28 protein-coding genes are annotated in these 25,628 nt (G+C 71.3%); 9 read left to right on the top strand and 19 right to left on the bottom strand.

Annotation, left to right across the window (positions count from 1 at the left end):
- Positions 1-8: 8 nt before the first annotated feature.
- The gene (locus tag AB0H64_RS23735) at positions 9-1,013 is read right to left on the bottom strand and encodes a hypothetical protein (protein ID WP_357628166.1); all 1,005 of its coding nucleotides are present in this window, start codon (positions 1,011-1,013) and stop codon (positions 9-11) included.
- A gap of 169 nt (positions 1,014-1,182) precedes the next feature.
- On the opposite strand from AB0H64_RS23735, the gene AB0H64_RS23730 reads away from it, so the two are divergent.
- Positions 1,183-1,965 carry a hypothetical protein gene (locus AB0H64_RS23730; RefSeq protein ID WP_357628163.1) on the top strand — a complete coding sequence of 261 codons (783 nt, stop codon included), beginning with the start codon at positions 1,183-1,185 and terminating at the stop codon, positions 1,963-1,965.
- Between the two features lie 7 nt (positions 1,966-1,972).
- On the opposite strand, the gene AB0H64_RS23725 is transcribed toward AB0H64_RS23730, so the two are convergent.
- The 11 genes from AB0H64_RS23725 to ligD all read right to left on the bottom strand — a co-directional run bounded on the left by AB0H64_RS23725 (position 1,973) and on the right by ligD (position 13,003).
- Complete coding sequence (locus tag AB0H64_RS23725; RefSeq protein ID WP_357628160.1) at positions 1,973-2,989, bottom strand: NAD-dependent epimerase/dehydratase family protein; 1,017 nt, start codon at positions 2,987-2,989, stop codon at positions 1,973-1,975.
- Positions 2,990-3,026: 37 nt separating this feature from the next.
- Positions 3,027-4,304 (bottom strand): AMP-binding protein, encoded by a 1,278-nt coding sequence (locus AB0H64_RS23720; protein WP_357628157.1) that lies wholly within the window; start codon positions 4,302-4,304, stop codon positions 3,027-3,029.
- A gap of 3 nt (positions 4,305-4,307) precedes the next feature.
- Positions 4,308-5,009 (bottom strand): hypothetical protein, encoded by a 702-nt coding sequence (locus AB0H64_RS23715; RefSeq protein ID WP_357628154.1) that lies wholly within the window; start codon positions 5,007-5,009, stop codon positions 4,308-4,310.
- Entirely contained in the window at positions 5,006-6,214 is a 1,209-nt protein-coding gene (locus AB0H64_RS23710; RefSeq protein WP_357628153.1) for an ATP-grasp domain-containing protein, read from the bottom strand. The genes AB0H64_RS23715 and AB0H64_RS23710 overlap by 4 nt, the downstream gene beginning before the upstream one ends.
- Positions 6,211-7,209: a glycosyltransferase family 2 protein gene (locus AB0H64_RS23705; RefSeq protein WP_357628150.1), complete on the bottom strand. Its 999-nt coding sequence runs from the start codon at positions 7,207-7,209 to the stop codon at positions 6,211-6,213. The genes AB0H64_RS23710 and AB0H64_RS23705 overlap by 4 nt, the downstream gene beginning before the upstream one ends.
- On the bottom strand, positions 7,202-8,527 hold the full coding sequence (locus AB0H64_RS23700) for a hypothetical protein (RefSeq protein ID WP_357628148.1): 1,326 nt from the start codon (positions 8,525-8,527) through the stop codon (positions 7,202-7,204). The genes AB0H64_RS23705 and AB0H64_RS23700 overlap by 8 nt, the downstream gene beginning before the upstream one ends.
- A gap of 39 nt (positions 8,528-8,566) precedes the next feature.
- Positions 8,567-8,929 (bottom strand): nuclear transport factor 2 family protein, encoded by a 363-nt coding sequence (locus AB0H64_RS23695; RefSeq protein ID WP_357628145.1) that lies wholly within the window; start codon positions 8,927-8,929, stop codon positions 8,567-8,569.
- A gap of 24 nt (positions 8,930-8,953) precedes the next feature.
- Positions 8,954-9,961, bottom strand: coding sequence for a UDP-glucuronic acid decarboxylase family protein (locus AB0H64_RS23690; protein WP_357628142.1), 1,008 nt, complete (start codon positions 9,959-9,961; stop codon positions 8,954-8,956).
- Positions 9,962-10,374: 413 nt separating this feature from the next.
- A complete protein-coding gene (locus tag AB0H64_RS23685; RefSeq protein WP_357628139.1) occupies positions 10,375-11,232 on the bottom strand; it encodes a hypothetical protein in 858 nt (285 codons plus the stop codon).
- An 80-nt stretch (positions 11,233-11,312) separates the two neighbouring features.
- On the bottom strand, positions 11,313-11,696 hold the full coding sequence (locus AB0H64_RS23680; RefSeq protein ID WP_357628137.1) for a peptidase inhibitor family I36 protein: 384 nt from the start codon (positions 11,694-11,696) through the stop codon (positions 11,313-11,315).
- A gap of 125 nt (positions 11,697-11,821) precedes the next feature.
- Positions 11,822-13,003 (bottom strand): non-homologous end-joining DNA ligase, encoded by a 1,182-nt coding sequence (gene ligD / locus AB0H64_RS23675; protein ID WP_357628135.1) that lies wholly within the window; start codon positions 13,001-13,003, stop codon positions 11,822-11,824.
- Positions 13,004-13,218: 215 nt separating this feature from the next.
- Here ligD and AB0H64_RS23670 point away from each other — a divergent pair, with 215 nt between their 5' ends.
- Complete coding sequence (locus tag AB0H64_RS23670; protein WP_357628133.1) at positions 13,219-13,971, top strand: methyltransferase domain-containing protein; 753 nt, start codon at positions 13,219-13,221, stop codon at positions 13,969-13,971.
- Between the two features lie 104 nt (positions 13,972-14,075).
- On the opposite strand, the gene AB0H64_RS23665 is transcribed toward AB0H64_RS23670, so the two are convergent.
- Positions 14,076-15,797, bottom strand: a complete 1,722-nt coding sequence (locus AB0H64_RS23665; RefSeq protein ID WP_357628130.1) for an acyl-CoA dehydrogenase family protein — start codon at positions 15,795-15,797, stop codon at positions 14,076-14,078.
- Positions 15,798-15,828: 31 nt separating this feature from the next.
- Here AB0H64_RS23665 and AB0H64_RS23660 point away from each other — a divergent pair, with 31 nt between their 5' ends.
- Entirely contained in the window at positions 15,829-16,545 is a 717-nt protein-coding gene (locus AB0H64_RS23660; protein ID WP_357628127.1) for a PaaX family transcriptional regulator C-terminal domain-containing protein, read from the top strand.
- Between the two features lie 13 nt (positions 16,546-16,558).
- On the opposite strand, the gene AB0H64_RS23655 is transcribed toward AB0H64_RS23660, so the two are convergent.
- The 3 genes from AB0H64_RS23655 to AB0H64_RS23645 form a co-directional block, all read right to left on the bottom strand.
- Positions 16,559-17,599: a hypothetical protein gene (locus AB0H64_RS23655; RefSeq protein WP_357628124.1), complete on the bottom strand. Its 1,041-nt coding sequence runs from the start codon at positions 17,597-17,599 to the stop codon at positions 16,559-16,561.
- A 64-nt stretch (positions 17,600-17,663) separates the two neighbouring features.
- On the bottom strand, positions 17,664-19,073 hold the full coding sequence (locus AB0H64_RS23650; RefSeq protein WP_357628121.1) for a glutamate--cysteine ligase: 1,410 nt from the start codon (positions 19,071-19,073) through the stop codon (positions 17,664-17,666).
- 35 nt (positions 19,074-19,108) lie between these two features.
- The gene (locus tag AB0H64_RS23645; protein ID WP_357628118.1) at positions 19,109-19,819 is read right to left on the bottom strand and encodes an SDR family oxidoreductase; all 711 of its coding nucleotides are present in this window, start codon (positions 19,817-19,819) and stop codon (positions 19,109-19,111) included.
- A gap of 101 nt (positions 19,820-19,920) precedes the next feature.
- Between AB0H64_RS23645 and AB0H64_RS23640 the strand changes: the two genes are divergently transcribed.
- Together AB0H64_RS23640 and AB0H64_RS23635 are read left to right on the top strand one after the other, a co-directional pair.
- Complete coding sequence (locus tag AB0H64_RS23640) at positions 19,921-20,763, top strand: helix-turn-helix transcriptional regulator (RefSeq protein ID WP_357628115.1); 843 nt, start codon at positions 19,921-19,923, stop codon at positions 20,761-20,763.
- Position 20,764: 1 nt separating this feature from the next.
- A complete protein-coding gene (locus AB0H64_RS23635) occupies positions 20,765-21,796 on the top strand; it encodes a zinc-dependent alcohol dehydrogenase family protein (protein WP_357628112.1) in 1,032 nt (343 codons plus the stop codon).
- A 15-nt stretch (positions 21,797-21,811) separates the two neighbouring features.
- Here AB0H64_RS23635 and AB0H64_RS23630 read toward each other — a convergent pair whose 3' ends face one another.
- Entirely contained in the window at positions 21,812-22,315 is a 504-nt protein-coding gene (locus AB0H64_RS23630; protein ID WP_357628109.1) for a carboxymuconolactone decarboxylase family protein, read from the bottom strand.
- A gap of 208 nt (positions 22,316-22,523) precedes the next feature.
- On the opposite strand from AB0H64_RS23630, the gene AB0H64_RS23625 reads away from it, so the two are divergent.
- A complete protein-coding gene (locus AB0H64_RS23625; protein WP_357628106.1) occupies positions 22,524-23,129 on the top strand; it encodes a response regulator transcription factor in 606 nt (201 codons plus the stop codon).
- A gap of 20 nt (positions 23,130-23,149) precedes the next feature.
- On the opposite strand, the gene AB0H64_RS23620 is transcribed toward AB0H64_RS23625, so the two are convergent.
- Positions 23,150-23,560 carry a helix-turn-helix domain-containing protein gene (locus AB0H64_RS23620; RefSeq protein ID WP_357628103.1) on the bottom strand — a complete coding sequence of 137 codons (411 nt, stop codon included), beginning with the start codon at positions 23,558-23,560 and terminating at the stop codon, positions 23,150-23,152.
- Positions 23,561-23,827: 267 nt separating this feature from the next.
- Between AB0H64_RS23620 and AB0H64_RS23615 the strand changes: the two genes are divergently transcribed.
- Both AB0H64_RS23615 and AB0H64_RS23610 read left to right on the top strand, forming a co-directional pair.
- Entirely contained in the window at positions 23,828-24,187 is a 360-nt protein-coding gene (locus AB0H64_RS23615) for an STAS domain-containing protein (RefSeq protein WP_357628100.1), read from the top strand.
- A gap of 43 nt (positions 24,188-24,230) precedes the next feature.
- A complete protein-coding gene (locus AB0H64_RS23610) occupies positions 24,231-24,806 on the top strand; it encodes a hypothetical protein (RefSeq protein ID WP_357628097.1) in 576 nt (191 codons plus the stop codon).
- Positions 24,807-24,821: 15 nt separating this feature from the next.
- Here AB0H64_RS23610 and AB0H64_RS23605 read toward each other — a convergent pair whose 3' ends face one another.
- Positions 24,822-24,953, bottom strand: coding sequence for a hypothetical protein (locus AB0H64_RS23605; RefSeq protein WP_357628094.1), 132 nt, complete (start codon positions 24,951-24,953; stop codon positions 24,822-24,824).
- Between the two features lie 92 nt (positions 24,954-25,045).
- Here AB0H64_RS23605 and AB0H64_RS23600 point away from each other — a divergent pair, with 92 nt between their 5' ends.
- Positions 25,046-25,615: a TIGR03086 family metal-binding protein gene (locus AB0H64_RS23600; protein ID WP_357628092.1), complete on the top strand. Its 570-nt coding sequence runs from the start codon at positions 25,046-25,048 to the stop codon at positions 25,613-25,615.
- Positions 25,616-25,628 lie beyond the last annotated feature (13 nt).

Below are 25,628 nucleotides of genomic sequence, written 5' to 3'. Positions count from 1 at the left end.
TCCACAGGTCAGATGGGTACGGCGAGCGCCGATGAGGGAGCCAGGTCCGCGCCGAGGGAGCGCTTGATGTCCGCCTTCCCCTTGCCGAGGATCAGCCCGGCCTTGCCGGTTCCGATGGCCCACTCGACCGTCCGGAGGTAGAAGTCGAAGTACAGGTGCTTGCGCCCGCCCTCTTCCGGTGCCAGCGCGCCCCAGCTCAGGCAGATGGGCCAGGTGCGGTGATCCAGTGTCAGGGAGAGCCCGACCAGCCGCCCGCCGTCGCGGTAGGCGACCGCCACGACCTCGTCGTCGCCGACCAGTCCGTCGAAGTACGGCTGCGGCAGCGGCGCGAGCGGGAAGAGCCTGGTGCGGTACTTGAGGTCGTTCTGCGCGCGCAGGGCGGAGGCCTCCGCTCCCGTCACCAGGTCGCGAGCCGGGCCGACGCGGATCGACAGGCTCGCATCGGTGGCGAGGCGCCGCGCCCAGCTTCTGAGCGAGGGCCCGCGGGTCCCGTGCAGCCGGGCGTACCACTCGTCGAGGCTGGACGGGGTGGCCAGCCGGGCCAGGGGCTCAGTCGGCAGCCGGACCTTGATCACGCCGGGCAGCTGGGCGTCCTCGCCGGGCGACACCTCGCGCCACAGGACGCCGCGCCAGCCGGGGCCCAGCGCCCGCCGGACGCCGCGCACGTAGGCGCGCAGGAGCTCGCGGCGGCGCTCCGGCTCCAGGGCGCCGGCGAACCACCAGCCCTTCAGGGAGCGGTTGCCGGGCGCGTGCACGTCCACGACGCCCGCGACGTCGCGGCCGGACGCGTACGAGCCGCGGCGCGGGCGGACGCCGCGCAGGGACGCCGACACGGCGCCGACCGCGACGCCTCCTTCGCTGAGCACGGCGAGGAGCACCGGCGCCTGCGCCGCCCACGCGTAGGCCCGCAGCAGGTCGTAACGCCACGTCACGTACTGGTCCGCGGCGCGGCGCAGCTCCTCCCAACCGGGGGGCTCCGGGTCGTGGCGGGGGTCGAGGAGTTCCAGTCGCACGTGGTCGCTTTCATGGCACAACTATCACAACATGGATACATTCCAACCGGTGATCAAGATAGCGGCTGATCGCGTCTGCTGTGATCATCACTGCGCGTCTCACACCTGAAGAGCGCATCAGTCGTCGTGCACGCGCACTCAAGAGGTGGCATGGTCGGAGCCAGGGGCGATGCGGGCTGAGTTCTCGGCGGCACGGTGGGAGCGGGCCTACCGCCGGGTGGTCGAGACGGCGTTCCTGCGGGTGCCGTTCTACCGCGACCAATGGGTCGCCGCGGGCCGGGCCCTGGACGAGCCCGAGCCCACCCCGTCCGCCGCGCTGACGGGGCGGCTCCACCGGCTGTGCCCGTTCGCGCGACCGTACGACCCCTCCCGCGAGCCGCCGCCGTGGATCGGCGACGGACGGGACCTGCGGGAGGCGCTCGCCCTGGTCGCCGTGCCGCGGCGGGCGCCCGTGCTGGAGGTGCGCGCCGCCGTGCTGGACCGGCGCGCTCTCGGGTGGACCGGTCCGCGATACGGGGTGGTGCTCGGACCGGACGCGAAGGTCGTGGACGACCGGCGCCGCCGGGAGCTGAACCAGGCGGCGCTCGCGCTCGCGACGGACGCGGGGCAGGCGGTCCTCGTGGGTGAGCGGGCGGCATTCGAGGCGATCCTGCCGGAGCTCGACGGCGTTCGGGTGGTCACCGTGGAGCGCATGACCGCCGCGCGGGCCGTACGGGAGCGGGGAATCGCCTACGACCCGTACCTCGGCTACTTCGCCGCGACCGTTCCCGGCTGCGGAAGGACCCACCTGCTCTGGCGCCGCTTCCACGCCCGCCCGGCCGGGGGGACGGTGGCGGTCACGGCGCTGCGCCGCGCGCGGCCCGTGCTGCTTGACGTCATCCCGGCCGGCGCGGGCGCGCTGACGGTCGCCTCCTGCCCGCGGCACGGCGTGCCGATCGTCGAGGCCCGCTGACCGGGGATCAGGACGGTACGACGAGCGCCTGCCATGACGGCGGCATGTTCCGGCTGACCTCGATCCCCGAGAACACCGACGGCTCCTGCGGCCCGTGCTTCTTCGCCCAGGCGGCCATCTGGGCCAGCCCGTCGGCGAGCGGCACGGACCCGGACCCCACTCCGAGCACGTCCCGCGCCTTCTGATGGGAGGAATAGGCGTGGACCACTTCGTGCCGGGCCGGCAGGTGCTGGACTCGCAGGGGCGCGTCCATGGCCGTCGCCACGGCGGCGGCCAGCTCGTTCACCGAATAGGGCGTGTCGCCGCCGATGTTGAACGTCTCCCCGTACGCCTCCGGGTTCTCGATCGAGCGGGCGATCGGAATGGCCACGTCGTCGATGTGGCTGAAGGCCCGGGTCTGCTCGCCGTCGCCGAAGATGGTGCACGGCTCGCCGCGCAGGATCTGGTTCATGAAGATGCCGATGACATTGCGGTAGCGATCGCCGATGTTCTGCCGCTCGCCGTACACGTTGTGCGGGCGGAAGATCACATAGGGCAGGCCGAACATCTCGTGCGTGACCTTCAGCTCCTGCTCGACCGCGTACTTGGCGATCCCGTAGGGGTCCACGGGGGCGGCCGGCATGTCCTCGGTCATGGGGGGCTCGGCGTGACCGTACACGGCGATGGAGGAGGTGAACACGAAGCACCGCACCGTCTGCGCGTTGACCGACGCGTTGATGAGGTTGACGCTGCCGATCACGTTGTTGGTGTAGTTGTAGCGCTTGATGAAGTGGCTGAGTCCTTCGGCGGCGTAGGCGGCCAGATGGAACACGTAGTCGAAACGCCACTCGGCGAAGAGGGCGTCCACCGCCCCGGCATCGCAGACGCTGCCGTGCCGGAAGTGGGCGCCCTCGGGCACGTTCGCCGCGTCGCCTCCCGAGAGGTCGTCCAGCACCACGACGCGATGACCGGCTCGCAGCAGGGCGGCGGCGACGTGTGAGCCGATGAAACCGGCGCCGCCGGTCACCAGTGACGTGTACGTCATGACACAGACTCCTTGTTCCTCATGCGGTCGGCGTTCCTCATGCGGTCGGCGCGGCGTAGTCGGAGGTGACGAATCTTCCTTTGCCGCCCGGGCTGATCCGGACGGAGTCGGCGGCCACCACCTCCAGCGGGAAGTGCCCTCCGGCCAGGCCGAAGAGCTTCGCCCGTACCGTCTCGAACACCTCGTGGCCGTCGCCGCCGCTGGGGACGATGTGCAGGCGCACCAGCCCGTCCGCGTCCTGATGGACGAAGCACTCGCTGATGCCCGGGTGGACGGCGGCCAGATGCAGGAAGGCATCGGGGTAGAGGCGTTCTCCCGACGGGAGCGTGACGTAGTCGTTGCTGCGCCCGGCGGTGAGCCTGAGCGTGCGGAAGCTCCGGCCGCAGCGGCACCGGCCGGGTTCGATCAGGCCGATGTCCCCGAGGCTGTACCGCAGAAGGGGCATGGCGCGCTCCATGAAGGCGGTGACCACCACATGCCCTGGCTCCCCGTCGGGAAGTGGCCGGCCCCGGTCGTCGACGATCTCGCAGTAGACGCGGTCCTCGCCCAGGTGGGCACGGCCGTATCGGCAGTCGTAGGCGATATTGAGCACCTCGAAGGCCGAGTACTCGTCGAAGACCGGGGCGCCGAAGCGCTCCTCGAACATCGTCCGGTGTTCCGGGAGGAGCAGCTCCGATTCGGTCATGACGATTCTGAGCGTCCGCCTCAGCTGGGCCAGCTCCTCGGGGGTGAGCTCGCGGAGCAGGGCCCGCAGGTGAACGGGATAGCCGATGAGAACCTTGGGGCGGTTGGCGAGGAGCTCGGCCTTGATCTCACGCATCGGGCGATGCGAGAGGATCACGTGCCGGCGGAACAGCTTGAACCTCTCGAACATCCGGGCGGGGGGCGCGAACGGGCGGATGTGACTGAGCCGGTCGGTGGGCAGGTAGCGGCCGGTGGCCAGGAACCGCCGCACGCAGGCGGCCATGTGGTAGTCGTGGCTGTCCTGGTCGTGCAGGATGCGGACCCGGCGGCCGGTGCTGCCGCTGGTCTGGAAGGACAGGCAGCGCTCCGGGTCCACGTCGTCGGCCAGCATGCGCTCCAGCGGTTGCTCGCGCAGCACCTGCTTGTCCACCACGGGCAGCTCCGCCAGCTCGGCGAGGGTGCGCAGGGGGCCGCGCGCGTACCGGGGATCGTCCCGGTAGTACGGCACCCGCGTACGGGCCAGCTCCAGCAGCCGGTTGACTCCGCGGAGCTGATGCCGGCGCAGCCGCGCGGAACCGCCGTACTGCCGGGCGATGGTGAGCGGGACGTAGCACGCTTCGCGGATCAGCATCGCCTACGCGCGCTCCGGCCCGACGTCCGCGGGCCTGCCGAAGAGCGCCATGGAGCGCGCGCGCAGGCCGTCCCACCAGCGTTGCGGGCTGAAGAACACCGCCAGCGCCAGCAGCACGTGGACCACGATGAACGCGTACGCCTCGTACTTGGTGGGCGGGTGCCCGAGGAACACGGTCATGTGTGAGGCCCAGTCCCACACCTCGGGGATGCTCGCCCACTTCGGGTCCGTGTGCTCGTTGACCGTGAGGAAGGCCAGGTCCTCCAGGCCCGACAGCATCAGCAGCAGCATGCCGTACGCGAGCCTGCGCACGGTCGCCGGCGTGCCACCGCCGAGCCGGTAGGCCAGCGCCAGGGAGACGATGATCAGCGGCGTGACCGTCAGGACGTGGTAGTAGAGGCCGTAGTAGGCCTCCCTGCTCCCGTTGACCACGCCGCCGAAGTAGAAGATCTTGGGCACGAAATACAGGAAGTACACCAGGAACGTGAGCGGGACCAGCCACACCACCAGCCGGATCCGCCTGGCCCACTCCACGTCGAGCCGTGCGAGGGCCTCGGCGGCGAAGACGAAGGGCAGCAGCTTCACCAGGAAGATGCCCAGCGACTTCACCTCCCGGTCGTGCGGCAGCCCGAACCAGACGAAGGCCGCCGCCGCCACGGCGAGCGCGGCGAAGATCAGGAAGCCCAGAGGCTTTCGGGGAATCATTCAGAACCTTTCGAGTCGGTCTCGATCACGAAACGGAGCGTCCGCAGGGCCTCGTCGAGAGCGGATTCGAGCCGCCCGCGGGTGTCCGCGACCATGACCAGGTAGCCGAGCTTGTGGCCCGCCTGCGTGTAGGCGCGGACATGGTCGCCCACCTCCTTGAACACCTGCACGTCCACGACCTCGGGCATCCGCTTCAGCGCGTCCAGCCCCTCGATCGCGGTGAGCACGCCGTCGGCCTCGGCGGTCAGGATGCGCAGGACGGCGATCCTGCGTCGCGAGACGGTGATGTCCAGGGGCTCGCCCAGGGCGAGCCGGATGGCCGCCTCGACGGTGTTCAGCCCGAACGCGTGCCTGACCATCAGCGGCATGCCGTTGCCGCCGAGCCGGGCGCCCATCTCGATGAAACAGAGATCACCGCCGGGCGTCAGCACGAAGTCGAAGTTGACGGGGCCGCGCGTGTGACCGATCTCGGCGCAGATCGCCGTCACGGCCTGCCCGAGCCGGGCGTGAACGGACTCGTCGAGGTCGGCGGGGACCACATGGGAAAGACTGATCATCGCCGGCGGCCCGGTGATGGTGCGGTCGGTCACCGCCATGAAGGCCAACCGGCCGTCGGCGAAGAACGACTCCACCGCGCAGTGCCGGCCGGCCACCAGCTCCTCGATGATCACGTGCCCGCTGAAGGAGTGCTTCTTGGCGTGCTCGATCGCCTCCACCAGCCCGCCGGGGCCGTCGAGCACGGTGATCCCCTTGCTGCCCGAGGAGTCGACGGGCTTGACGATGAGGGGATAGCCCACGCCGGCGGACGCCTCGACGAGCGTCTCCAGGTCGTCGTGCTGGACGTGCCGGTACGCGGGCAGCCCGAGCCGGTCGATGACGTCCCTGAAGAACCCCTTGTCCACCGAGCAGCGCAGCGCGTCGGGCGCGGGCTGATGAGCCGTCCGGTAGATCCGGCTCAGCTCCGCGACCGCCTCCTGGGCCGCGTCGCTGGCCGGGGAGATGACGGCCGCGACGTCGATCGGACCCAGCGCGCGAGCGATGCCTTCCGGGTCCCTGCTGGTCATGCAGAGGAACTGGTCGGCCTCCGCGGCGCCGAGCGCGTCCGGGCGCTGGTCCACGCCGATCACCCGGTAGCCGAGCCTGCGCCCCTCCCGATAGGCGGGGATCTGGTCCTCGCCACCACCGAGCACGATGAGGTTTCTCAACTGGCGTTCTCCCAGATGTCGGCGACGGCGAAGGGCGTCTCGTAGCCGTAGAGGGCCTCGTCCGCCCGGATGGAGATGTTGGCCTCGCGGATCTGGTAGCGAGGCATGCTGATCGCCTGCACCCGCATCATCCGCACGAGATAGCGGGCGATCAGCGCGAGCATGGCTAGCGCGACCATCGCGACGACCAGGCTGGCCTCGGCGAGGTCGAAGTGACGGAGGTGACCCGTCAACGCCAGGGACAGGACCGTCGCCCCGCCCACGAGCCCCACGAGGGAGAGACCCATCAGCCAGGTCAACGGCCGGTACGAGAACCCGACGAAGAGCTCGACGGCGTGCGCGAAGAGCTTGCGCAGGTTCCACTTGCCCCGCCCCGCCAGGCGCGGGTGATGCTCCGCGGGAAGCGTGGTGTAGCGGGCGCCGAGCAGCGGAGCCATGGCCACGAAGTACGGCGTGGACAGGCGACTGTCCACCACCTTGCGCGCGACGCTGGTCCGGACGACCCGGAACACGGACGCACCGGGCGGCAGCTCGATGCCGAGCCACTTGCGGGCGATCGTCTGGTGAGCCCAGGTGCCGAACCGCCGGTACCAGGGATCCTGCCGGTTCTCGCGTACCGCGAAGACCACGTCGTACCCTTCGAGCGCCTTCCCGAGCAGGCGGTGCATCTCCTTCGGAGGGGACTGCAGATCGGCGTCGAACTGGACGGTCCACGGCTTGGAGGCGTACGTGAAGCCCGCCGAGAACGCCGCCTCGAGCCCGAAGTTGCGGGAGAAGGAGATGTACTTCACCACGGGGTCCTCGGCCGCGAACCGTTTGATGGCGTCCAGGGTGCCGTCGGTGCTCCCGTCGTCGACGAAGAGCAGCTCGACGTCGTCGTACCGCAGCAGCTCGGCCCGGATCTCCCGGTAGGCCCGCTCGATGCAGGCGATCTCGTTGTAGCACGGGACCATCGCGGTGACGCCGGGCCGGACGTTCGGCGGGGAGTCAGACATCTGCCGCACGACCCTTCTCTGTCACGCCTTCAGCGGCGGAGTCGAGCACCTTGACAATCTTGATCTTGCCGTTGGACTCCGGGGCGATGTACGGCGTCCGCCGTACGGTGACCGCCTGGTCGGGCACGACGCGCCGGACCGCGGCCGCGATGTCGGCCGTCACGTCGGCGCGGGCACCGGGGGCCAGCACGGTCCGGATCTCGATCGCCCCGGGCCGGGTCTGGACCACCTGCAACCGGCTCACCTCGGGGAAGTCCTGAACCGCGAAGGTGATGAAGTCGCCGTAGAAGCGCCGGCCGTCGGCGTCCACGAGCCGGTCCTCGCTACGGCCGACCACCTCCCGCACGATCGGGGTGTGGGCCACGCCGCACGGGCAGTCGTTCGGGGTGATCCGCACCCGGTCGCCCAGCCGGTACCGGATCAGCGGCATGGCCTCGCCGACCAGCCGGGTGACGAGGATCTCGCCCTCCCCGTCCTCGACGGAGACGGTCCCGTCCGCGTGCTCCACCTCCACGACCAGGTCCGCCGACCGCAGGTGCAACCGCCCCTCCGGGCAGGTGCGGGCGATGGTGAAGACCTCGACCGAGGCGTACACCTCCTGGTGGGTCGCCCCCAGGTAGTCGAGGATCTGCGCCTGCGCGGTCGGGGTCAGCCGCTCGCCGCCGAACAGCACCGTCCGCACGCCGTCGTACGCGATGCCGCGCCGCCGCAGCTCCTCGACGACGCTGCCGATGACGTTGGGGAAGCCGATCAGGAACGTGGGCCGGGCCGCCAGGAAGGCCGCCACCTGCTCGTCCAGCGTCCGGTCGGTCGGGACGTGGGAGTTGCGCAGCAGCCCGAAGCGTTCCAGGGGATGCCGCAGGAACGGGCGGACCCGGAAGTAGGCGACGCGGTCGGTCAGGCGCACTCCGGCGGCGAGCATGTCCTGGAGATAGGTGGCACGCAGGTAGCCGAGGTCCCGCTCCGAGTTGCGGATGGTGATGGGGATGCCGGAGGAGCCGCTGGTGGTGCCCGCCCGGGTGTTCTCCGGCGTGAAGCCGGCCGCCAGCAGTTCGCCCGGCGGCGTGTGACGCAGGTCCTCGCGCCTGAGCACGGGGAACGCGGCCAGGTCCGCGGCGCTCCGCAGACCGTCGACCAGCGAGGCGTCGAGGACGCGCCGGTAGTGGGGGACGTTCTGGTGGGCGTGCCGGACCAGGGCGCGGAGCAGCCGGGACTGGATGTCGCGCTGCTCCTCGTGGCTCAGACGCTCGCGCCGCCGGACGGCGGCCAGGTGATAGGCGACCGGCGCCAGGTTGATCGTGGATCGTAACCGGCTCACAAGGCTCCCTCCATCAGAAGCGGGATGCCGTACGGCATCTCAGACGAAGGTGTTCTGGTCGTGAACGAGCAGCCAGCGCTCGTCGAAGCGGGTGAAGTACAACGTCAGGAAGTACTTCTTCCGGTACGGCGTGCCCTCGGGATCGAGGTCGTCGTAGACCACCGACAGCACGGCGAACGACGCGTCACCCACGGTCTCGGACCTGACGGTCTCGGTCCTGATCGACCAGTCGGAGTCAGCGAACCAGGCGGCGTGGAACTCGGCGATGGCCTCCTTGCCGTCGAGCAGGGTGCCGTTCGGCAGGATCACCGACGCGTCCGGATGGACGGTCGCCAGGAACCCGTCAAGGTCGCGTGTCTCGATCGCCGTCAGATGACCGGCGAGCGCCTGTGCGAACTCCATCGTTCCGTCCCCTGTGTGAAATGATCATCGCGCCGCGTCGACCCCGAGCTGCGGGACCGCGTCACAGCCGACTGCCTTCATCCGGCCCCACAGGTGCTGATGCTCCTGGAACCAGGCGATGGTCCGCCGCAACCCCTCCTCGACGGGAACTCGCGGCTCCCAGCCCAGCCGGCTCCGGGCGAGCGTTATGTCCGGACGCCGCACCGACGGGTCGTCCTGCGGCCGGGGTACGAACGTGATCTCCGACGCCGAACCGGTCAGCATCTTGATCCACTCGGCGAGCGCGAGCATGGACAGCTCATGCGGGTTGCCGATGTTGACCGGACCGTCCAGATCCGAGTTGAACAACCGGACGATGCCTTCGACCATGTCGTCCACGTAGCAGACGGATCTGGTCTGGCGGCCGTCGCCGGACACCGTGATCGGCTCGCCGAGCAGCGCCTGCCTGATGAACGTGGGAATCGCCCGCCCATCGAACGGCCGCATTCTGGGGCCGAAGGTGTTGAAGATCCGCAGAATCGCGGCATCGACGCCTCGGGCCCGGCGGTAGGCCGTGGTCATGGCCTCGGCGAAGCGTTTCGCCTCGTCGTACACCCCGCGGGGGCCGACCGCGTTCACGTTGCCCCAGTAGCTTTCCGGCTGCGGATGGACCAGCGGATCGCCGTAGGTCTCGGAGGTCGAGGCGAGAACGAACCGCGCACCTTTGTCCTGAGCCAGCTCGAGCGCGTTGAACGTGCCGTTGGAGCCGACCCGGAGCGTGTCGATCGGCAGCCTGAGGTAATCCACCGGCGAGGCCGGCGAGGCGAAGTGCAGCACGGCGTCCACCGCGCCGGGGACGACGAGGTGCTCCGACACGTCGGTCCTGACCAGCCGGAAGCGGTCATCAGCCATGAGGTGTTCGATGTTGCCCACCGAACCGGTCAGGAAATTGTCCAAGCAGATGACGTGGTAGCCCTCGGCGAGAAATCGTTCACATAAATGTGATCCGAGAAATCCGGCTCCACCGGTGATGGCGACGACGGGGCGGCTCATGAAGAGCCGCCGGCTTGCTCAACGCAGGCAGGTAAATGGCACGACAAGTGGACTTCCCTGGTTACTTTGTCCCGTGCGGTCAAGCCGCACAAACATCCGCGTGTGCCGCTGGGTAAACACTTCTTCACTGCCCGTCAGAACGCATGACACCGACGTGCGAGTGAGCGTAAACCCGGCATGATCACGGCGTCAAGCGACCTCAACACGACCCGCTTTGGCATGGGCCGTCTCATTGCCGCAGCCGGGTCGCGTCGACCGCCCGGCGACCACTTTCCCACCGCCCGCGAAGACGTTGTGGAACGCCGGACGGGCCATCGCCTGCGATTTTGCGCGGCCGGCTGTTCTCCGCGCGCTCCTTCTGGGCCCCCAGGGCGGCCCTCGTCGGCCGTGCCACCGATCCGTACGTCAGGGTGTCAGCCGCGGGCGAGGACGGCGCGGGCGGCCGCGAGCTGCTGGTCCTTGGCCGCCTGCAGCGCCCGGAACTCGGCGGGGTGGGCGCTGATCGCAGCGTCCTGGATGCGTCTCTCCACGGCGGACCAGACGGAGACGAGGCCGGTCCTCACCTTGCACCGCACGTCCGCCTGCGCCGCGCGGATCTCCTCGGGGGAGGCGGGGCCGTCCGTCATCCACCGCCGGCTGGAGACGGCGGCGAGCGGATCGGCGTACTGCCGGCCCTGCTCCCGCATGCAGGTGCTCCAGGCCTGGAAGACCTGGACGACCTCCGGATCCCGCTGGGACCGCTCGAAGGTCTCCGAGATGAGCCGGTTGAACAGCGCCCCGTCGACCTTCGGGGTGCCCTGCTCCAGGTGGGCCCGCGCCTGCCCCAGGCAGCCGTCCTTCTCGCCGTACGCGGCCTGCCGTTCCTTCGCCGACAGGCTTCGCATGCGGCCGGCGCGCGCGGCGGCGCGCCGGGCCACGGTGGGGCGGTCCGGCGGGGTGTGATAGCCGAAGAGACGCGCCATCTCCGGTTCGACGACACCGTAGCGGCGGCGGTTGGCCGGCTCCACGTCCTCCGCCGCGCTCTGCGGCAGCACCTGCCACGTCATGCCCCGCCGCCGCATGCAGTCACGGACGAGGAGCTCTTCGGCGCCCTCAAGGACGCCGATGTCCGACGGGGAGAGGTTGTAGCGGTCGAAGGGGATCGAGAGCTCGCGCGCCTCCACTCCCGGCGGCGGCACCGGAACCTGCGGCCGCGTCGCCGGCGCCGTCGAACAGGCGGCTGTCGCCGCGGTCAGGAGCACTCCGACCGCTCCCCGCAGCCGAGCGGACACGCTGGTTCCTCCGATCGGCCGGGGCGGGGCGCCGAACTCGATGTCCGGGAAGTCGCTGTCCTGCGAGCGGTTCAGGTGCCTTACGGCCTGACGTACCGGATGGAGCTGGTCTTGTTGTCGAACCCGTTGTTCGTCAGGTCACCGTCCAGGGAGTCCGGCTTCGCCGCGTAGCCGTACGCGCCGGAGCAGTTGGCGGAGTTGTAGAACTGCACCCTGGCGGTGCTCTGGTTGCGCATGGAGCTCGCCTTGTTGTTCACTCGGAGCACGTTGTAGCACACGCCCCAGCCCTCGAACATGAACTCCTCTTCCGCGCCCTTGAAGTTGTCGTGCTCGTACAGGCAGAAGGACAACTCGCAGGAGCTCGCCGCCCGGCCCGCCTGGGCCTGCGCGGTGGAGCCGACCCCCATCAGGCCGGCCAGGACCAGCGCCACCGCACCGGCTCTGCGCACCATCGCTCGCTTCATGGACACCTCATTCTCGGGGGGCCGAAATCGGTAAGATCATGTCAGGTGCCCGCCAGAGAATTCCATGATTCCGGTCAAATCGCAGACGCCGGTGAAGGGGCAAGGCCGCCCCGCGGCCGCGTGCCTCAGTGCCACGGGTCGTAGTCGACCTCCAACGGCTCCTGGGGTGGCCGCTCCGGCTCCGGGACGTGCTGGAGGTTGACCCGGACGCGGTACCACACGCTGCTGCGCCCCCGCATGCCGTCGACCAGGATGTCGGCGGGCTCCAACCGGGCCGCCGCCTCCGGGTGGCGGGACTTCCACCGCTCGAACCCCGCCAGGGCCTCGTCCTTGTGCTGAGCCTTGGCGATCTCGATGACCGGGACGACCTGGCGCCTGCGGCCCGTGCCCTTGGGGGGCTTGGGAGCGGGACCGAGCGACTCGGCCAGCTCCAGCAGCCCGTCGAGCGAGCCCGGGTGGAGGTCCATGCCGGCCCACGGATCGCCCCGCTCGGCCAGCCGCCGCGGCACGGTCTCGACGGTGAACAGCTCAGGACGGCACCCCGGCACCTCGTCCCAGGTCAGCGGCGTGGACACGCGGGCGTCCTGCACGGCGCGAACGGAGTAGGCGGAGGCGACGGTGCGGTCGTAGGCGTTCTGGTTGAAGTCGACGAAGACGCCGTGCCGCTCCTCCTTCCACCAGCGGCTCGTGGCCACGTCGGGAGCCCGCCGCTCGACCTCGCGGGCCACGGCCTCGGCCGCCCTGCGCACCTCGGCGAACGTCCACCGCGGCTCGATGCGGGTGTAGACGTGGAAGCCGCGCGAGCCGGACGTCTTGGGCCAGGCGGTCAGGCCGTGGTCGGCCAGCACCTCCCGGGCGACCTGGGCGGTGGCCAGCACGTCGTCCCACGGGACCCCGGGCACGGGGTCGAGGTCGATGCGCAGCTCGTCGGGGTGGGCGAGGTCGTCGGCGCGGACGGGGTGCGGATTGAGGTCGATGCAGCCGAGATTGACCACCCAGAGGAGCTGGGCCAGGTCGCCGACCACGACCTCCTCGGCGCTCAGCCCGGACCGGTAGCGCAGCTCGGCCACCTCGATCCAGGGCGGCCGCTTGGCGGGAGCCCGCTTCTGGAAGAACGCCTCCTCCTCGATGCCGTGCACGAACCGCTTGAGGATCATGGGACGACCGGCCACCCCGCGCAGCGCCCCCTCGGCCACGGCCTGGTAGTAGCGCACCAGGTCGAGCTTCGTGTGGCCGCTCCTCGGGAAGATCACCTTGTCGGGGCTCGTGACGGTGACCCGCCGCCCCGCGACCTCGATGTCGGGCATGGGCCAACCCTACGCAACACCCCCGACAATCCCCGGAAGCGCGCATCGAACAGCGATGTCGCCGTTCGTGCGCAAGGCCAGGGCCGAACAGAGCCCCTTACAGTTGATCGGTCTACCGCTCGAAGGTTCGGCAGAAGGGCTCACCCCTTGGCAGCGGCCGGAGGCCCGCGCCCCGCATCTTCGATCGGCTCTCGCCCGAGCGTGAGGAGGAAGCGATGACGGTGGACCGCACGCGAAGTGTGGTGTTCGGAGAGACGGTGGAGCAGTACGAGGCGGCCAGGGCGGACTACCCCGCCCGGCTCATCACCGACGTGCTGGATTACGCGCCTCCCGGCCCGGCCCTGGAGGTGGGCGCCGGAACGGGCAAGGCCACCGCGGGTTTCGCCGCCCGCGGAGTGGATCTGACCTGCGTCGAGCCCGACCCCCGGATGGCGGCCGCGCTGACGGTGAAGTGCCCGGAAGCCCGAGTCGAGATCGGGGTCTTCGAGGACTACGTCCCCGACAGGGCCTTCGCGCTGCTCTACTCCGCCCAGGCCTGGCACTGGGTCGACAGGGAGAGACGCTGGGACCTGGCCCACGCGGCCCTGGCGCCGTCGGGAGCGGTGGCGGTCTTCTGGAACCGCTACGCCGTCACCGATTCCGACCTGCGGGCCGGCCTCGCCGAAGTGGACGACCGCTACGGGGTCACCAATACGACCCTGCACCAGAACACCACGATCCCAGCCGGGGCGAGCGAGCACCAGCTCGCGGACGACCCGCGCTTCACCGACCTGGACGAGCGCCACTACACCCGCACCCGCTGGTACGAAGCCGACCGCTACCTGGACCTGATCCGCTCCATCTCCTCCTACGCCATCCTGGCCCCCGACACCCGCGACGCCCTGGTGCGGGAGGTCGCCGGCCTGCTGGGCGACGGCGTGGACATGACGTTGACCACCGACCTCGCCCTCGCCCGCCGGGCTCGGTAGCGGCCGGGGCTGTCGCCGTCGCGTGCCTTACGGGTCGGGCCCATGGGCCCGTCGCCCCTCGTCCACCCGCGCCCGTGACAAGCCCCGAAACCCGTGATCCCCGGTCAGAGCGCCAGCGCGCCCGAGACCAGCTCGTCGAAGCGCTCCAGACCCTCCGCCGGACGGTCGATCCCGCGCAGCGGACCGTGGTCCTCGAGGTGAGCGTCGGCGTAGAGTCGCGCCACCAGGGCCTTCCGGCCGCCGTGCCCGTGGCGCTCCTCCCAGCCCGCCTGCTCCAGCAGCAGGGCCGCCGCATAGACGTCGGCCATGAGCTGGGCCAGCGGGAAGAGCCTGGCCTCGGCCACCTCGGGGGCGAGCGACGACCACAAGGTGATCGCCTTGGCGAGGTCGCCGATCCGGGTGCGGACGAGATCGGCGGTGGGGCCTTCGACCGACGAGACGGCGGTCTCCAGCCGCTCCAGGAACGGCTCGTGGGCGTTCTCGCGGACGATGGCGCGCCGGACGTCCAGGCAGAGGATGTTGTCGCCGCCCTCCCAGATCGGGTTGACCTGGGCGTCGCGCAGCAGGCGGGCGACCGGCCACTGCTCGATGTAGCCGTTGCCGCCGTGGATCTCGACGGCGTCGCTGGCCGCCGTCAGGCCGAGGCGGGTGGCGCGCAGCTTGACCAGGGCGGGCGCGAGGCGCAGCCGGGGGCCGAGGTGGCCGTCGAAGACGAGCGCCTGCGCGGCCTCGACCTCGACGATCAGCTCGGCCAGCTTGCGGCGCATGAGCGGCTGGTCGATGAGCGGGCGGCCGAACGCCTCGCGGGCGCGGGCGTAGCAGAGCGACTCGACGAGCGCGCGGCGGGCCACGCCGACGCCCATCATCGCCACGCCGAGCCGGGAGGCGTTGGTGAGCTTCATCATCGTGCCGAGGCCGGAGCCGGACTCCTGGCCCGTCCCGCTCCGGGGGGCGAGCAGGAACGCCTCGGCGTCCGTGAACTCGACTTCCGCCGACGCGACCGACCGGGTGCCCAGCTTGTCCTTGAGCCGTCTGATCCGTACCCCGTTGCGGGAGCCGTCCCGCCGCTCCCAGAGCACGAGGAACGGCGCGATGACGCCCCCTTCGGACCCCTCGGGCTGCGCGGCGCGTGCGAGCACGACGAACGCCGAGCCGTTGGCGTTGGAGGCGAACCACTTCAGGCCGGTCAGCCGCCACGCGTCGCCGTCGGGGACCGCCGTGGCCTCCAGCGCGGCCAGGTCCGAGCCGCCGGTCCGCTCCGTGAGCATCTGCGCGGCCTCGCCGGAGTAGAAGCCGTCGGCGAAGACCGCCCGGACGCGGTCGCGCACGTCGGGGGGCGCGTGCCGCTCGGCCAGGGAGACGACCATGTCGCCGCCGGTGCCGAGGGCGCAGCCCATGCCGATGTCGGCCTGGTCGAGCAGGTACGTCCAGACGGCGGCGAGCGCCGCCGGGTCGGCGCCGTGGGCGCGGGCCTCGGCCGCGAAGGCCGGGGAGGTGAAGTTGTCCGCCATGAGGGCGTCGCGGGCGGCGTGGAAGGACGGCGGCATGACGACCTGGCTGACGTCCCTGCCCCACTTGTCGTACTTCTCCAGCCGGGGTGGGTTGCGGTCGGTCTCCTCCGCCCATGCCGCGACGGGGCCGCCCATGAGTGCGCCCAGCCGGTCCAGGTGCGGCTCGGCCCAGGCCAGGCCGTCGCCGAGGTGCCGCCGCATGAGCAGCCGCAGCGTCGGGTCGCAGGTCCACCAGTTGCGCCCGGCGGCGCCCTGGTAGCGCTCGGTCGCGTAGCGGTCGCTGCTGTCGAACGGTTCGATGAGATAGCGCCCCATGCCCGCGAGTGTTACATATACTCGACACGCGATGGAAGAGCGTAATGGTCTGAGCGCGCGGTCCGCCGTGCTGAGCGCGCTGCTCGGCAGCCACCCGCCGAGCCTGCCCGCCCGGCACCTGGTGAAGGTCGGCGCGCTGTTCGGCATCGCCGAGGGCGCCGTACGGGTGGCGTTGTCGCGCATGGTCGCCGCAGGCGACCTCCTCCAGGAGGAGGGCCGCTACCGGCTGTCGGAGCGGCTGGTCGAGCGGCAGGCCCGCCAGGACGAGAGCCGCGACCCCCATCCCCGGCCGTGGGACGGGACGTGGGAGATCGCCGTCGTCACCGCCGAGCGGCGCGCGCCGGCCGACCGGGCCGCGCTGCGCCACGCGATGACGGCGCTGCGGATGGCCGAGCTGCGCGAGGGCACCTGGATGCGCCCGGCCAACCTGCTGCGCGCCTGGCCCGCGACCGTCACCGAGCAGTGCACGCTCATCGACGGCCGGCCGCACACCGACCCCACGCCGTTGCTGTGGGACCTCGACGGCTGGGCCGCCGAGGCGCGCGAGCTGGAGCGGCGGCTGGAGCGGGCCGAAGGGCTGGCGGAGGGGTTCCTGGTGTCGGCGGCCGTGCTGCGTCACCTGCTGGCCGACCCGCTCCTGCCCGGGGAGCTGCTGCCCGCCGGCTGGCCGGGCGGCGAGCTGCGCGCCCGCTACGACGCCTTCGACCGCCGCTACCGGGAGGTGCTGCACCGGCACCTCACCGGCTGACGCCGGGCACCGGTCAGAGGGGGACGCCGAAGATCACCCGCTTGTTCCTGAACTCGGTGATGCTCCACAGTCGCCCGCCCCGCACGGTGAGGTCCTCCGGGCCGATCGGGAAGGGCCGGACCGTGAGTTTGCCGTCGCGGTAAACGAGCAGCTTGCCGTTGGTGCGCCCGTCGGCCGCCTGGCTCAGGTACCAGGCCCCGCCGCAGGACACCGCCCCCTGGATCTTGGCGTGGCCCATGACGAAGGCGTCGCGCGGCGTGCCGTCGGCCAGGTCCGGGTCGAGGTTCCAGCGGACCACCCGCCCGCCGGGCCCGTCCTCGTCGTACTCGCCGCTGATCAGCGTGTGCGGGGTGGTGCTGCGGTCCACCGACACGAACGAGAAGAGCGGCCCGGACTGGGCGACGCGCCAGAAGTCGGTCTGCGGGATCACGTAGCGGTAGCCGAACGCGTGGAACTTCCCGTCGTGCCGGCCCACCTGGGTGGGGTCGCCGAGGTCGCTCTGCGCGGTGCGCAGGTCCAGCACGTTGCGCGTGTCGAAGACGCGCAGGCCCCGGACGGTGTCGGCCACGTACATCAGGCCGCCGTGCCAGGCCACCCCGCCCGCGTGGATGTCGATCGGGACGTACGAGCCGTCGGTCCGGGGCTCGACCAGCAGCGCGTGCTGGTACTTGAGCGTCTGCGGGCTGAGGAAGGTGAGCCGGATCCCGCGCTCGGGGACCGGCGGCTCCGGCTTGAAGTACCAGCTCGCGACCAGCACGGACGCGCCGGCCGAGCCGGAGTCCTCGCCGCAGGTCAGGCCCTGCGGGTACCAGTCGGGCGTGTCCTGGTCCTTGACGTCGAAGGCGTACCAGTCGGCCGGCCTGGGCTGCATCGTGCCCATGGCCGCCGTCGCTCCCCTGCGGCTCGCCGTGCGGTTGGCCCAGGCGAGCACCGTCGCCACCGTGACCGCGCCGATCTCCCCCGCCAGCTTCCCGGCCGCCTCCGCCAGCGTGCCGGTCACCCGTCGTAACGTGTACGGCGCCGCGTCCGCCGGAATCATCCCCGTGCCCGCCATGTCGCCCTCTCCCCATTCCGTCCTTGTGATCAGTCTGACGGGTGGAGAGTGCTGATTGTTGCGCCTATCGCCACAGATGCACGGGAAGCCCCGACAGCGCGTTGCGGCGGTACTCCTGGACGAGCCGTTCCCGGTCGCCGCCGAGCCGGGCCAGCGCCTCCCGCTGCCAGGCCGAGCCGGTACGGCGCAGCCGGGTCCGCTGCTCGATGACGCCGAGCGCCCCGTCCACGTCGTCCGGCACCACCCCGGCGGCCAGCAGCGCCGCGCGGGCCTCGGGCAGCAGGCTCAGCACCAGGTCGGCCGCGTCCAGCTCGCCGTCCCTGCCCGGCCACGACAGCTTCGCGTCCAGGCCGCGCATGGCCGCGCGGTAGAAGTTCTGGTACGTCTCGGCGAAGCGGTAGCCGGTCAGGTCGTGCTCGGCCTGCGCCAGCGTGAGCCCGATCAGGAACGCCGTGTTGGCCGTCATGTCCGCGCACGAGGGGCCGGCGGGCAGGGCGCGCATCTCGACCCGCAGGTGGCCGCCGCCGGCCGGGTCGTAGACGGGGCGGTTCCACTGCCAGACCGTGCCCTGGTGCAGCCGTAGCTCGGGCACGTCCAGCGGGTCGTCGGAGTCGCGCAGCTCGGGCATGATCGGCGCGTAGTCGCGGACGTACCTCTCGAACAGCTCGTACGCGCCCTCGCGCACCCAGTCCGACCCGAACGTGACGCGGCCGTCCCTGCGCTCGCGGCGCTCGATGTCGCGGTCGTCGACCGCCTCCTCCATGAGCGGGATGCGGGTCTCCTCCCACAGCTGCCTGCCCAGGAACGACGGCGAGTTGCCGCACGCGGCCAGCACCGGCCCGATCGCGAGCTGGGCGGCGTTGAACACCCGGGCGAACCGCTCGGGCGGGGTGCGGACGTGCACCTGCCAGGAGGTGTTGGCCGCCTCCAGGAGCACGTCGGCGACCGCCAGCTCCAGATCGTCGATCTTCACGATGAACGGTTCGAGCCGCAGCCGGCGAAAGCCGCTGCTCATGGCGCGGTACCGCTTCTGGTCGCTCATCGCCTCCCGGGTGAAGTCCTCCGTGCCGAGCGTGGGCAGGATGCCGATGGGCACCGCCCCCCCACCGGGCGCCGTGGCGCCCACCGCCGCGTCCACCTTGCCCAGCGCCTCCTGGACCTCCCCGCCGAGCCGCTCGAACGGCCGGCCCTCCAGCGGCACCGGCGAGAGGTTGACCTCCAGGTTGTAGCGGCCGAGCTCCATCACCACGCGCGGGTCCCCGAGCGTGCGCAGCGTCTCCTCGTTGCGCGGCAGCGGCCGGCCCGCCTCGTCGACCAGGACCAGCTCCAGCTCCGCGCCGATGGTCGTGGGCCCCTGGCCGAATCCCGGCGTGTCCAGCAGCCCGCGCAACGTGCCCAGCTGCTTCTGGAGCCGCTCACCGAAGCGGACGTACTCCTCCTCGGTGAAGCGCTCCTTGTCCAGATCCTGTCCCATGCCCCCCTTACTGTCCGGGCAGGGCACGCCCACACCTACCAGGTCAGAGGGCCGTTCTCGTCGAGATACGCACCGGTCGGGCCGTCGGCGCCGGTCAGGGCGAGGCGCACCGCGATCACCGCGCCCTGCTCGGGCGTGCGGTAGCCGGTGTGGTCGTTGAGGTCGGTCGCGCAGTAGCCGGGCGTGACGGCGTTGACCTTGATCGGGGTGTCCCGCAGCTCCTTGGCGTACGCGACGGTCACCATGTTGAGCGCGGTCTTGGAGGAGTTGTAGGCCAGGAAGTTGTTCTCCCAGAACGGGGTGCCGGGGTCGAGCGCCAGGCTGAGCGAGCCCAGCTCGCTCGACAGGTTCACGATCCGGCCCGCCTCCGACAGGCGCAGCAGCGGCAGCATCGCGTTGGTCACCGTCACCACGCCGAAGACGTTGGTCTCGTACACCTCGCGCAGCGCCGCCGCCGGCGTCCTGCTGGGCTTCGGCTCGGCCGGCCAGCCGGCGACCCCGGCGTTGTTCACGAGGATGTCCAGCCGGCCGTACTCACGCTCGATCCACTTGGCGGCGGTCTGGACACTCTCCTCGTCCGTCACGTCGAGCCGCACGTACGGCTGGCCGAGCCGCTCGGCGGCGGCCCGCCCGCGCTCCTCGTCGCGCGCTCCGATGACGGCGGTGACGCCGTGCTCGGCGAGCTGGCGCGCGATCTCGAAGCCGATTCCCTTGTTGGCACCCGTGATGAGGGCTGTCGTCGTCATGCCTCAACGGTCGCGGGGCGCGGGACGAGGCGGGAGAGACCTCCCGAGGCTGGGATCGGCGGTACCACCCACGCGAACCGTCCATCGAGGATGATGGGGGCATGAACCGCGACCTGCTCGCCGACTTCCTCCGCTCCCGCCGCGCCCGCCTCGCCCCGCTGGAGGCCGGCCTGCCCGCCGGCGAGCGGCGGCGCACACCGGGCCTGCGGCGGCAGGAGGTCGCGCAGCTCGCCGGCATGTCGATCGACTACTACATCCGGCTGGAGCAGGGCCGCGGCCCGAACCCGTCGCGCCAGGTGCTGAACGCGCTGTCCCGGGCGCTGATGCTGAGCCAGGACGAGCGGGCGCACCTGTTCCACCTGGCGGGGCAGGCGCTGGAGCAGCCGGGTGGCAAGGGCCGGCTCAGGGGCGACGTGCCGGAGGGCATCCTGCACCTCGTCGCGTCCCTGGAGGAGGTGCCGGCGTACGTGCTGGACGCCAAGTACGACGTCCTCGCCTGGAACCCGCTGGCCGGCGTGGTCCTGCAGAACCTCGACGAGCAGGCGCCGGAGGAGCGCAACGCCATCCGGTGGGTGTTCAGCTCCCCCGACATCGCCATGCGCCTCGGCGACGAGGAGAAGAGCCGCTTCGCCCGCGCCGCGGTCGCCGACCTGCGCGCCGCTGCGGGCCGCTACCCCGCGGACCCGGACATCCAGGCGCTGGTCGCCGAGATGCTCGCGCTCAGCCCGGAGTTCGCCGAGCTGTGGGACCGCCACGAGGTGGAGGTCCGCAGGGACCAGCACAAGGTCATCCACCATCCGGTCGTGGGCGACATCCACATGACCTGCCAGGTGCTGCCCGTGCCGGACCGCGACGACCTGCGCCTGGTCATCTACACCACCGAGCCCGGCTCCTCCTCGCACCGAGCCATGCGCGAGCTCCGGCACCTGGTCCTAAGCTCATGAGATGCGAGCCGTTGCGTTTGACCTGTTCGGCGGAGACCTCGACCTCCGTGACCTGCCCGACCCCACCCCCGCGCCGCACGGGGCGGTGATCCGGGTACGGGCCACCGGCCTGTGCCGCAGCGACTGGCACGGCTGGCAGGGGCACGACCCCGACATCCGCGCCCTGCCGCACGTGCCCGGCCACGAGCTGGCGGGCGTGGTCGAGGCGGTCGGCTCCGACGTGCGCGGGTGGCTGCCGGGGGCGCGGGTCACCGTCCCGTTCGTGTGCGCCTGCGGCACCTGCGCCGCCTGCGCAGCCGGCGAGCAGCAGGTGTGCGAGCGGCAGACGCAGCCGGGCTTCACCCACTGGGGGTCGTTCGCCGAGTACGTCGCCATCGACCACGCCGACGTCAACCTCATCGCGCTGCCCGAGGAGATGGCCTACCCGACGGCCGCCGGGCTCGGCTGCCGCTTCGCCACCGCGTTCCGGGCCGTCGCGCAGGTGGGCGAGGTCCGGCCGGGCGAGTGGGTGGCCGTCCACGGCTGCGGCGGCGTGGGACTGTCCGCGGTCATGATCGCCTCGGCGGCGGGGGCGCGGGTGGTGGCCGTCGACATCAGCCCCGACGCCCTGCACCTGGCCGAGCGGGCGGGCGCGACCCACTTCGTCGACGGGTCGGCCGGCGACGCGGGCGCCCAGGTGCGGGAGCTGACGCGGGGCGGCGCGCACGTGTCGATCGACGCGCTGGGCGGCCCGCGCACCTGCGCCGCGTCGGTCGAGAGTCTGCGTCGCCGCGGCCGGCACGTGCAGGTGGGCCTGCTGCCGGACGAGACGACGCCGGTGCCGATGAGCCGGGTCGTCGGGCAGGAGCTGCGGCTGCTGGGCAGCCACGGCATGGCGGCGCACGCCTACCCGCCCATGCTGGAGATGATCAGGGCCGGGATCCTGCACCCGGACCAGCTCGTCACCCGCACCATCGGCCTGGCCGACGTGGGCAAGGCGCTGGCCTCGATCGGGTCGGTGCCCGGCGTGACGATGATCGTCCCGGGGAGTTGACGGCCGGCCGGGAGGTCAGCCGTCCTCGAGCGGAACCCGCAGCGTCCTGAGCACGACGGCCAGCATGCCGTAGTGCGTGACGAGCATCACCAGCTCGATCCGCCGGGCCTCGTCGTAGCGCTCGCACAGGGCGGCCCATGTGGCGTCACTGAGGTCGCCGTCCGCGTGGAGCTCGTCGGCCGCCCGCAGCACCAGCAGGTCCGCGGGCGCCCAGTCCGCGGGCTCGGCCGGGCCGTCCCGCCGCACGGCGTCGATCTCCTCGGCCGTCAGACCGGCTTCGCGGCCGATGCGGGTGTGATGGGCCCACTCGTAGGCGCTGCCGTGGTGGTGGGCGGTGCGCAGGATGGCCAGCTCACGGTCGCGGGCGGGCAGCGTGCCGTACAGCAGGGCGCTGCCGAACCGCAGCCATGCCTGGTAGAGCCTGGGGTGGCGGCCGAGCGTGGTGAAGACGTTCTGGGGGTTGTCCCGCTGGAAGTCGTCCCACTGCTCGGGCGGGAGGGGGTGCACGCGAGGTTCCATGAGCGCCAGCATCGCTCACGGACGCGGACCTGGCACCCCCGTAACGCTGCGGCTTCTCCAGATTCTCCGTAATTTACGGCCCTGTAGCATGCTTCCGCCGTAACTGGGCAGAAACTCGCGGTGACGGCGCACTGACACCTCCCCCCGGGAGCTGTCACGGCTGCCTTCAGAACCGGAAAGGTCTTGCTGGCCGACCGCGAGGACAACAGTGATCCGAACGTTGCTGGCTGAGGACATGCATCTGGTACGGGGCGCGATCGTGGCCTTGCTGGCCTACGAGGAGGACATCGAGGTCGTCGCCGAGGTGGACCGGGGAGACCGGATCGTCGGAGCCGCCCGTGCCTCCGCGGCTGACGTGGCCGTCATCGACGTCTCCCTGCCCGGCAAGGACGGCCTGGAAGCGGCCGGGGAGCTGCACGAGGAGCTGCCGCACTGCGGTGTCCTCATCCTCACCGGCGTCGGCACGCCCGGCCTGCTGCGGCGGGCGCTGGACGTCCACGTGCGCGGCTTCATGGCCAAGGACGCGCCGCCCCACCAGCTCGCCGACGCCATCCGCCGGGTCGCCGCCGGCGAGCGGGTCATCGACTCGGAGATCGCCATCGCCGCCATGGCCCCGCCGGACGCGCCGCTGACGCCCCGGGAGCTGGACGTCATCGGCGCGGCGGCCGAGGGTGCGCCGGTGTCGGAGATCGCCGCGTCGCTGTTCCTCTCGGAGGGAACGGTCCGCAACTACCTGCACCGCACCACCGCCAAGCTGGGTGCCCGCAGCCGCATCGACGCCATCCGCATCGCCCGCGAGTCCGGCTGGATCTGACCGCCCACCGCATAGCGGTCTCAGGCCATGGACAGCGAGCCCTGGTCGGCGGCGGGAGCATCCGGCCCGTCGGCCGACGTCCGCCGCGCCTCGGGCACCGGCGGCGTCTGCTCAGGGGCGGCCCCGGCGCGCCGCAGATCGTGCCGGGTGAACATGTCGATCAGCAGGCCGATGGGCAGGTCGGCCTCCGTCGGATACCGGAAGCGCCGCTGGGGGTCGATCGCGTACTGGTTGCGGCGGCCGATCCTGTCGCGGGTCACATAGCCGGCCTGGTGCAGGTCGGAGACGATGCCCTGGACGGCGCGCTCGGTGATGCCGATGCTGGCGGCGATGTCACGCAGCCGTGCCCGCGGATCGCGGGCGATCTCCAGCAGGACGCGGGCGTGGTGGGTCAGGAAGGTCCACGTCGAACGCTCTTCGGAACTGCTCACGAGGCACTTCGCATCTCTCGGGCCCCGCTCCGGGCCCGGTGTTCATGGGATGGACACAGAAGCACCGCACAATGATAGACGAATCCTCTTTCGGGTAAGTAGATTCTCCTATAACGTCTATTTTCACTCTTTACAGCAATGCAGCGTCAAGGGGGTCACATGCGCGCCATCCCTCATCGGCACCAGAGTCCCAGCGGTCACCGTGTGACGCGGCGACGCACCGCCCGCCACCGCGCGTGACGACGCCCACCCAGTCAGGCGCGCGCCGTGATCAGCTACGATCCCACCCCCACCGGCACGGCCTCCCCCGGGCCCGCCGAGAGCGTCGACGCCGTGCTGTACCTCGACGGTCAGCTCCGTGTCGTCTACAGCCCCCACCCCGACCCGGCCGTCGTCCGCCTGATCGGTGAGCTCGACGCGGTCAACACCTCCGCCGTGATCGAAACGCTGCGCCGCGCCCGCCGCGGCGACGACGTGCTGCTCATCGACGTCGAAAGGCTCGGCTTCGCCGACGTCGGCGGGACACGCCTGCTGACCGGCCTGTGCCGCGACGGCCGCGCCCGCCTGGTCAACACGCCGGACCACCTGCGCCGCCTTCTCGACCTGTTGCGCCTGCCCGGCACCTGAGCAGCCTCGCAACTTATGCGAGGTACGGCGGGTCCAATCGCTCATGAACCTACGCACCGAGCACACGAGCGGCCCGAGGCCCCGCCGATTCCCGGTCTGGGTGGGCACCGCCGCCCTCGCCGCCTCACTGTCGACGGTCCTGGGCGCGGGCCCCGCCGACGCGGTCACCGAGCGGGGCAGCGGCCCGGCCGCCGACCGGGTGGACTGGGCGGCCGTGGTGGAGCCGGAGCTGCACTGCCTTGAGCCGGAGCCGAATGCCACCTGGTACGTCATACGCGCGCGCGTCGCGGCCGTCGGCGACCTCACCCGCGACGGGAAGCGCGAGACCGTCGTCGTGTCGTCGTGCCCGAGCCCGACATCGAGCAATCCCATGCTCGCCTTCGTCTACGACGGGGCCTCCAAGCGCCCGGCGGCCCCTCACCTCCTCGGGAAGCTCGGCGCGAACCGCTCCTTCAAGTCCCTCAAGGTCACGATCCGCGACGGGCGGGTGCGGCTGAGCGGCAAGGTGGTCAGCCGCCGGGCCCCCAACTGCTGCCCCGATCTGATCGTCAGCCAGACCTACACGTGGAACGGCGCGAAGTTCCGCAGGACAGCCGAGCAGGCGGCCCCCATCCGCTGAGCTCTCAGCGACTGATCAGTTTCCCTCTGACCTGCCAAAGTACGTGAGCATCATGCCGATCGTGCCGTTCCAGCCGAACTCGGTGATCGCGCCGAGGATCCGGCGGCTCAGCCGCTTCCAGCACGTCCAGGTTAACGCAGCCGCCACTTGCGTTTGTGTCGGACGAGGACCTACAGTCCGCATTGACGCAGCCATGAGCGGCTTTTCGGCCTGCCGCTCCATCGCCCCGGGAGAACGACATGCCGCCTGTGATCGACCAGATCGGCCGGGCCATCGACATGACCGCCGCGATCGTCGACGGCATCACCGACGACCGGCTCACGGAGCCCACCCCCTCCGGGGAGTGGGACGTGCGCACGGAGCTCAACCATCTGGTCGGCGGCATGCGGATCTTCGCCGCCGAGCTCACCGGGACCGATGCGGGCGGCGACCACGAGTCCGACTGGCTCGGCGCGGACCCGCGCGGCGCCTACGCCGAGGCCGCGGTCCTCGACCGGGCGGCGTGGAGCCGCCCCGGCGCGCTCCAGAGCACCGTGCACCTGTCCTTCGGCGCCGTGCCGGGGCCGAAGGCGGCGGTCATCCATCTCACCGAGGTGCTGGTGCACGGCCTCGACCTGGCGGTCGCCACCGGCCAGGAGAAGCTCGCCGACGAGCCGATGTCCGAGGAGCTCCTGGAGATCATGCTGGGCATGGACTTCGACGTCTTCCGGCGGCCGGGGATGTTCGGTCCCGCGGTGCCCGCCCCGGCCGGCGCCCCGGCCCACCGCCGGCTCCTGGCCTTCCTCGGCCGCGAGCTCCCGGCGGCCTGACGGCACCCTGACG

It is taken from the genome of Nonomuraea sp. NPDC050733 (genome assembly GCF_040654215.1).
Lineage (GTDB): Bacteria > Actinomycetota > Actinomycetes > Streptosporangiales > Streptosporangiaceae > Nonomuraea.
This window is presented reverse-complemented; position numbering and strand designations above follow the sequence as displayed.

Coding starts and splice junctions, on each gene's coding strand:
- AB0H64_RS23630 (WP_357628109.1), bottom strand. CDS start 22,315: ATGGAACCTCGCGTGCACCCCCTCCCGCCCGAGCAGTGGGACGACTTC.
- AB0H64_RS23610 (WP_357628097.1), top strand. CDS start 24,231: ATGAACCTACGCACCGAGCACACGAGCGGCCCGAGGCCCCGCCGATTC.
- AB0H64_RS23660 (WP_357628127.1), top strand. CDS start 15,829: ATGGAAGAGCGTAATGGTCTGAGCGCGCGGTCCGCCGTGCTGAGCGCG.
- AB0H64_RS23600 (WP_357628092.1), top strand. CDS start 25,046: ATGCCGCCTGTGATCGACCAGATCGGCCGGGCCATCGACATGACCGCC.
- AB0H64_RS23670 (WP_357628133.1), top strand. CDS start 13,219: ATGACGGTGGACCGCACGCGAAGTGTGGTGTTCGGAGAGACGGTGGAG.
- ligD (WP_357628135.1), bottom strand. CDS start 13,003: ATGCCCGACATCGAGGTCGCGGGGCGGCGGGTCACCGTCACGAGCCCC.
- AB0H64_RS23705 (WP_357628150.1), bottom strand. CDS start 7,209: ATGTCTGACTCCCCGCCGAACGTCCGGCCCGGCGTCACCGCGATGGTC.
- AB0H64_RS23640 (WP_357628115.1), top strand. CDS start 19,921: ATGAACCGCGACCTGCTCGCCGACTTCCTCCGCTCCCGCCGCGCCCGC.
- AB0H64_RS23645 (WP_357628118.1), bottom strand. CDS start 19,819: ATGACGACGACAGCCCTCATCACGGGTGCCAACAAGGGAATCGGCTTC.
- AB0H64_RS23650 (WP_357628121.1), bottom strand. CDS start 19,073: ATGGGACAGGATCTGGACAAGGAGCGCTTCACCGAGGAGGAGTACGTC.
- AB0H64_RS23725 (WP_357628160.1), bottom strand. CDS start 2,989: ATGACGTACACGTCACTGGTGACCGGCGGCGCCGGTTTCATCGGCTCA.
- AB0H64_RS23695 (WP_357628145.1), bottom strand. CDS start 8,929: ATGGAGTTCGCACAGGCGCTCGCCGGTCATCTGACGGCGATCGAGACA.
- AB0H64_RS23690 (WP_357628142.1), bottom strand. CDS start 9,961: ATGAGCCGCCCCGTCGTCGCCATCACCGGTGGAGCCGGATTTCTCGGA.
- AB0H64_RS23720 (WP_357628157.1), bottom strand. CDS start 4,304: ATGCTGATCCGCGAAGCGTGCTACGTCCCGCTCACCATCGCCCGGCAG.
- AB0H64_RS23665 (WP_357628130.1), bottom strand. CDS start 15,797: ATGGGGCGCTATCTCATCGAACCGTTCGACAGCAGCGACCGCTACGCG.
- AB0H64_RS23635 (WP_357628112.1), top strand. CDS start 20,765: ATGCGAGCCGTTGCGTTTGACCTGTTCGGCGGAGACCTCGACCTCCGT.
- AB0H64_RS23655 (WP_357628124.1), bottom strand. CDS start 17,599: ATGGCGGGCACGGGGATGATTCCGGCGGACGCGGCGCCGTACACGTTA.
- AB0H64_RS23730 (WP_357628163.1), top strand. CDS start 1,183: ATGCGGGCTGAGTTCTCGGCGGCACGGTGGGAGCGGGCCTACCGCCGG.
- AB0H64_RS23680 (WP_357628137.1), bottom strand. CDS start 11,696: ATGAAGCGAGCGATGGTGCGCAGAGCCGGTGCGGTGGCGCTGGTCCTG.
- AB0H64_RS23715 (WP_357628154.1), bottom strand. CDS start 5,009: ATGATTCCCCGAAAGCCTCTGGGCTTCCTGATCTTCGCCGCGCTCGCC.